The organism is Monashia sp. HAY1-2A (assembly GCF_056755315.1).
In genome coordinates this window covers 1-262 of record NZ_JBNDHY010000490.1, presented here as the reverse complement: position 1 = coordinate 262, position 262 = coordinate 1, and the positions used below count along the sequence as shown (strand labels likewise).

At 41.6% G+C, this 262-nt stretch carries 1 protein-coding gene; it reads right to left on the bottom strand.

Features of this window, described 5'->3' with window-relative positions; translation table 11 throughout:
* Positions 1-203 (bottom strand): S24/S26 family peptidase (locus ACPYOM_RS22835; protein WP_481347715.1); only part of this gene is annotated, 203 nt, incomplete at its 3' end.
* Positions 204-262: the final 59 nt, after the last annotated feature.

Genomic DNA, 262 nt, shown 5'->3' with positions numbered 1-262 from the left:
ATATCATAGGAATCATAGAATGTATTGTCAGCGGCTACCGTAAGCGTGGTTTTATTTCTTTTTACAAAGGTCTTGAAAGTATAACCTTCGGTGGTAATGAACATATAATCCTTACTTGACTTGAGGTCATCCAGCTGCTCAACATATTCACCGATTACACAGGTTCCGTCTGCAAAAGGAGGCATTGAATCGCCGTCGGCCATAAATCCTCTGAATATGCCATGACCTAAAAATGGAAGCTGTATCCTGGGGAGGCTTTCAA